The following is a 6,340-nucleotide window of genomic DNA, read 5'->3' as shown; positions in this document are numbered from 1 at the left end:
GCTCAATGCTGTGCACGGCATCGAATTCGGACGCCACCTCAGCCAGCTTCTCGGCGCGGACGGTGGCCCGCACCTCCTCCAACTCGGCGGCCACCGAAGCGTGGTCGGAGTCCGATGCCAACTCGAGCCGAGTCTGCAACGCGTGCACACGCGGATCGTTCTCGGTGCGGGTGCGGACATCGCCAGCGAAGACCACGGCTGCGGCCGGGGCGCCACCGAGCACTGACGCGAACGAGCCCTCGATGGCGAGAACGGTCATCTTCGGGTTCAGTGCCTTCGAGAACACCACAAAGGCGCCGCCGTGGTACCGCGAGATCACGCAGAACACGATCGGACCGTCGAAGTTGATGATCGCGCGGCCGATCTCGGCGCCGTACTCCAACTGCAGCTTGCGCAGCGACTCCGGGGAGCCGTCGAAGCCGGACAGGTTGGCCAGCACCACCACTGGGCGGTTGCCGCTGGCCGCGTTGATCGCCCGTGCCGCCTTCTTCGACGACTGCGGGAACAACGTTCCGGCGCTGAACGTGTCCGGGCCATCGGTCGGCAGGAAGCCGCGCCGGGGGACCGGCGTGGACTCGATACCGAGCAACGTGACCGGATAGCCGCCGATATGCGTGTCTTGCACGACGACGGTCTCGGCGTCGGCCATCCCGGCCCAGCGCTCCAGCGCCGGGAGGTCCTGGTCGATCACCGCGCCCATCACCGAGCGGATGCTGAACGGCTTTTTGCGGTCCGGGTTGGCCGTGGCCGAGAAGATCTCGCCGACAGTCGCAAACTCACTGTCCGCCAGCTCGTGCGGGAAGCTGGAGATGTCGCGGTCGGCCGGATCGGCGGTGGGTGCCGGGCGGGGGGTCTCCTCGCCGGGCACCACGTATGCGTGGTCGTAATGCGACATCAAAATGGCGCGGGCGGCAGTCAGGTTCGGCGCCCAATACTGCGCCTCGCCGTTCGGGCCCATCACGCGGTCGTAGCCGCCAATGCCGAAGTTGTCCTCGGCCGACACCCCGCCGGAGAAGTCCAGCGCCTGCTTGCCCGTGAGCACCATTGAGGAGTCCGGCGTCATCACCAGAATGCCCTTGGTGTGCATCATCATGGTGGCTTCGGCATTCCAGTAGGCCTGGCCGCCGACGTTGATACCGGCGACGACGACGTTGATCTCGCCACCGTCCTGGGTGAACTCGACGATGCGCTTGAGCACCGCGGCCACCCAGTCCAGGTTCTCGGTCCCGGAATCCATCTTGACCGCGGCCCCCGAGGAGAGCGCGTACCACTCGACCGGCAGCGCCAGTTCCTCGGCGAGATCGAGCGCACCCAGGTAGAGGCGGCATTCGGGCTCGGTGAGGGCGCCCAGCGACTTGGTCGGATCGCCGAGCATCACGACGCGGGCAATACCCTCCGGATACTTCGCTGTCGGGGTGTTCACCACTCCGACGACGACGGCGGCGGTGTTGCGGCCCTTCGGTCGATCCACCGGGATCAGCTTCTGCGCCGCGTGCATCCCCGGAGATGTCGCCGGATCGACGTCGTACTCGGTGAAGTCACCGAGTAGCTCAGTGAGCTCGTACGGGTAGACGTTGTTGCGGCGCGCGGCACGCAGCACCTTCTGCCGGTACTCGTCGACCGGCTCGATCGGCGCCTCGTCGGGCGTGCCCACGGTGATCTGTGTTTCGCCCGCGGCATCGAGGGTTACGCGCACGGAGACCTTGGACAGGTCACCGGTCTCCTGGTCGCGATGGCGAGCGATCAACTCGATCTCTTCCAGGCCGGCGCCGTCGACGGAAACAGCGGTGCCCAGGGTATGACGGACCACCCGGCCGACCTGCTCCCGCGTGACATCGAGCGGGGGCCAGATGTACATGACGATCCGGTTGGTGTTGAACCGCTTGGACGACGGCCGACGGGCCTGCGCCCGGCGGATCGAATCGACGCTCGCCTCGAAGGCGCGTTCGGCGGTCGGGAGAGTCAGGATGCTGCCGTCCTGCTCGCGCACCGCAGTCAGATCGCGCACCTGACAAAACGAGATCAGCCGGTCATCGGCCGGGTTGGCCTTGGCCACCGCGCGGTACAGGTAGACCTCGTCGTCGTCCGACGACCGCAAGCGGGTGACGTTGAACTTACGCAGGCGTTCCATCTGCATGCGCTGCGCGATGTACGGGTGCAGACCGCGGATCAGGCGATCCTCACTCATGCCGGTGGCCGACGGCCGGAACGTGAAGTGGTGGTGCATGGCTTCATCACCCAAACCGGCCACAGTGATGGTGACGCGGTGCACCTGGGCAGGGAGCGCCCGGGCGCTGACTGTCTCGTGCAGTTGGGCGGCCATCTCGTCGAGGTCGTCGGGCTGGTCGTCCCAGCGGACATAGACATCGGCGTCGATGGACGCGGCGCCGTCGGCCAGCTCGGCCAGACCGCACATAGCAGTATCCAGACCGGAGAACGCGGTGGCTGCGGAGACCAGCACCGAGACGCCGCGCTGGGCCATCACGAAGGTCACCCCCCCGGCGCGATGGGCGGCCACGGCGCTCAGGCCCTTGTTCCCGTAGTAGCGGCGGGTGAGAACCTCGAGCATGACGGCGTTGTCGAGCGAGTCGTCGGCCAGCCGACGACTCAGCAGCCGCACCAGCGGCTCGGTGCTCTTGACCATCTCGGCGATGCGCTCGGTACGATCAGAGGCGTCCGGATGCTCGTCGAGGTAGGTCAGGTCGCTATCGACGGCGGCGTACACACGCTCGCGGGTGCGGCGCAGACGCGGCTGGCCGTACCAGGCGTACAACACGCCGCGGGCCAGGTCGGCGATCGCGGGGAAGCGGATCTGGGTCGCGCTGACCAAGTGTTCGAGCACATGGCCGATGTGCGCGCGCAGTTCCGGCGCGGGCGGCGGCTCCTTCATCCAGCGGCGCAGTAAGGCGGCGACACCGGGCACCATCTCGTCCAGCCGCTGTAGCGCCAGGAAGATGCGGAAGACCGCGGCCTCCAACTCGGCGGTGCGCTCGAGGTCAGCAACGTTGTAATGGGCCAGTGCCACGGTCAGTCGGGTGCGGAACTGCTCGGAGACGCCGGCGAGTTCCACATCCAAACTCTGCAGGTAAGTGTGCAGATATTCGCGCGCACTGTGCAGGCGGTCATCGATGTCGTCCTCGCCCGGACGACGACGAGCCAACTCGGCCAGATCGGCGAACACACCGACCAGGTCGGTCTCGCCGCGTAGTGGTCGCTCGCCAGCGTCGATTTCGGCTTGGCGGATCGGCCAGTACTGATCCAGTAGGCCGCCGTCGCCGTCGCCGGGGTCGCGGTCGAAGCCGAGCATCAGGCTGCGCAGATCCTCGCGGGTCTGGTCGGCGATCACCGACTGTGCGACGTGTTCGGGGGCCAGCGGCAGATCGAGCACCGCGTTGTCGGACGCGCCGTCGGCGTCCGCGTCGTCATCATCGTCGCCGATCGGTTCCAGGCGCAGCAAGGGTGCGCCGGTCTCCACCTGGGCACCGACGGTCACCACGCACTCCTTGAGGCGGGCGGCGAACGGTGCGCGCAGCACCGTCTCCATCTTCATGCTTTCCAGCACCAAGACCGGATCGCCAGCCTGCACCTGTGTGCCGACCTCCAACGGGGTGGCGATCACCAGGGCGGGTGCGGGGGAGCGGACGACGCCGCCCTCATCGCGGCTGACGCGGTGGGTGACGCCGTCGACGTCCACCAGGTGGACCGGGCCGTGGGTGGCGGTGAGCACCCGGAAGCGTTGGCCGTTCACCGTGATGCGGCCGGTGTGCTCGTCGTAGTGCTCCAGCTCGACGTCGGCGGTCTGCGACTGCGCCCCGGCCTCGATCACCACGCGGAAACGGTTCGCGCCGATACGTGCGACGCGGACCCGGTAGCCGACGCCGCGGAGTTTGAAGTCGATCGGGCGACCCGATTCGTGCAGCACTTGGGGACGGCCGCCGCGCGCGGTGGCCAACAGGCGGTTGCGCTCGGCGGACACTTCTTCTTCGTAGGCGTCGATCGCCGCCGCGGCCAGCGCGATGGACGAATGCCGGTGGCTGACCAGGCGTCCCTCGGCGCGGACCCGGTCGATCCACCCGGTGTCGGCGCTGCCGTCGATCACCTCGGGCTGATTGAGTAGGTCGATGATGAAGCTGCTGTTGGTGGCACCGCCCTCGATCACCACGCGGGTGCGGCTCATCGCGCGGCGCAGGCGGGCCAGCGCCTGATCGCGCGTGCTGCCGTAGGCGATGATCTTAGCGATCATCGAATCGAAATCGGCGGGGATGGTGTCACCCTCGCTGACTCCGGTGTCCACCCGCACGCCGGGACCACTGGGCAATTCCAGGCGGGCGATGTAACCGGGCGACGGCGCGAAATCGCGGTCGGGATCCTCCGCGTTCAGGCGCGCCTCGACCGCATGACCGCGCTCGGTAGGGCGCTGGCCGTACTGATTCGCTCCGCTCCCGGTTAAGGTGCCGCCGTGAGCGACGTGAATCTGGGCGCGCACCAGGTCGAAGTCGGTGGCGATCTCGGTGATCGGATGCTCCACCTGCAGCCGCGTGTTGACCTCGAGGAAAGCGAACAGTTGGTCGCCCGGGTGGTACAGTAACTCCACGGTCGCGGCGCCGCTGTAACCCACGCGCACCGCCAGCCGCTCGGCGGCGGCTTTGACCTCGGCGACCTGCTCTGGGCCGAGCACCGGCGAGGCCGACTCCTCGATCACCTTCTGGTTACGGCGCTGCACAGAGCAGTCACGGACGCCGAGCGCCCATGCGGTGTCGCCGTCGGAGATCACCTGGACCTCAATATGGCGGGCGCCGGTCACCAAGCGCTCCAGGAAGACGATGCCGCTGCCGAAGGCGCGCTGCGCCTCGTCGCGGGTCCGCTGATAGGCGTCCACCAGATCGGCTTCGTCGTCGACTCGGCGAATGCCGCGACCGCCGCCACCCGCGGTGGCCTTGAGCATCAGCGGGTAGCCGATCTTCTCGGCGGCCGCGACCGCCTCGTCTTGCGTCGAGACCTCGCCGCCGCTCCACGGGGCCACCGGCACACCGACTTCTTCGGCGAGCAGTTTGGCGCCGATCTTGTCGCCGAGCTGGCGCATCGCCTCCGCTGATGGTCCGATGAAGGTGACACCGATCCGCTCGCACAGCTCGGCGAAGGCCGGGTCCTCGGCGACGAAGCCCCAGCCGACCCACGCGGCGTCGGCCTGCGTCGCGATCAGTGCGCGTTCGAGCGTCGCCAGATTGATATACGGGCGGTCCGCGGCCGGACCGAGGTCATAGCTGAGGTCGGCCTCCCGCACGAAGGTGGCGCCGGCGTCCACGTCGGTGTGCAGCGCGATGGTCTGCACCGAATCACCGGTCTCCGCATTGAGATCACGGACTGCGTTGATCAGCCGCATCGCGGCCTCTCCTCGGTTGACTATCGCAATACGACGGAACATGCGGCCTCTCTGCGTTATGGCCGGGCTGTCGGCCGAGAAATACTTGCCGATAGGAATTATCGGCCGGACGGCATGGTCCGCTACAGCGCCGGACCTACAGGCCTGCGCCAGCTGAAGTTAACGTGTCCATCGTAGGGATGAATACGCGGCTCCGATACGCCTACTGTGTCGTAACATCCGGGAAGTGACCCAGGTCATGTTTCCTGCCAGTAAGGTTTCCGGCCAGTAACCGGGCAGGTCAGCGCCGTGCCGAGCGACACCACGGGATCAGTCAGGAAGCGACCAGCCCAGCGCGTCGGCGACGAAGCGTCCGACCGGGCCCTCGGCGGCGGCCAATGCGCCCTCGCCACCGGCGCGAGCCTGACCGGTGAGCTGTGCCGCGGACGAGGGGGTGGGTGCCGCGACGCTGATGAGGGCAACTAACTCGCCGGTCGTCGGCTCGCACACCGCCCACGTGCACGCGGTCTGCGCGGTCCAGGCGCGATCGGTCGCGGTGACGACATCGGCGGTCAAGCCGAGATCGGCCAGCGCGGGGACATCGGACAGCCGATCATCGGCGCGCAAGGCACGCAGATACCAACTGCCAGCGTTGATCTCGACAGGCTGCAACGGCGGGACCCTTCGACGGGCTCAGGGGGCGGAGGGGTTCAGGGGGCGGAGGGGTTCAGGGGGCGGAGGGGTTCAGGGGGCGGAGGGGTTCAGGGGGCAGGGGTGGGGGCTACTTGATTTCCAGGAGGACGGTGCCCTGGGTGACCGCCGCGCCGGGCTCCACCGACAGGCCGGTGACGGTGCCGTCCTTGTGCGCGGTGACCGGGTTCTCCATCTTCATCGCTTCGAGTACCAGCACCAGGTCGCCGGCCGCGACGGTGTCGCCTTCGGCGACGGCCACCTTGACCACGGTGCCCTGCATGGGTG

At 68.0% G+C, this 6,340-nt stretch carries 3 protein-coding genes; all 3 read right to left on the bottom strand.

Features of this window, described 5'->3' with window-relative positions; all coding sequences use genetic code 11:
* The coding region (locus WAW85_RS13685; protein ID WP_422560153.1) for a carboxyl transferase domain-containing protein at positions 1-5,425 on the bottom strand (5,425 nt) is incomplete at its 3' end.
* A 267-nt stretch (positions 5,426-5,692) separates the two neighbouring features.
* Positions 5,693-6,034: a hypothetical protein gene (locus WAW85_RS13680; RefSeq protein WP_422560152.1), complete on the bottom strand. Its 342-nt coding sequence runs from the start codon at positions 6,032-6,034 to the stop codon at positions 5,693-5,695.
* 109 nt (positions 6,035-6,143) lie between these two features.
* The coding region (locus tag WAW85_RS13675; RefSeq protein ID WP_422560151.1) for a biotin/lipoyl-containing protein at positions 6,144-6,340 on the bottom strand (197 nt) is incomplete at its 5' end.

Origin of the sequence: Gordonia sp. (in: high G+C Gram-positive bacteria) (assembly GCF_049299075.1) — a bacterium.
Taxonomy (GTDB): Bacteria; Actinomycetota; Actinomycetes; order Mycobacteriales; family Mycobacteriaceae; genus Gordonia.
This window is presented reverse-complemented; position numbering and strand designations above follow the sequence as displayed.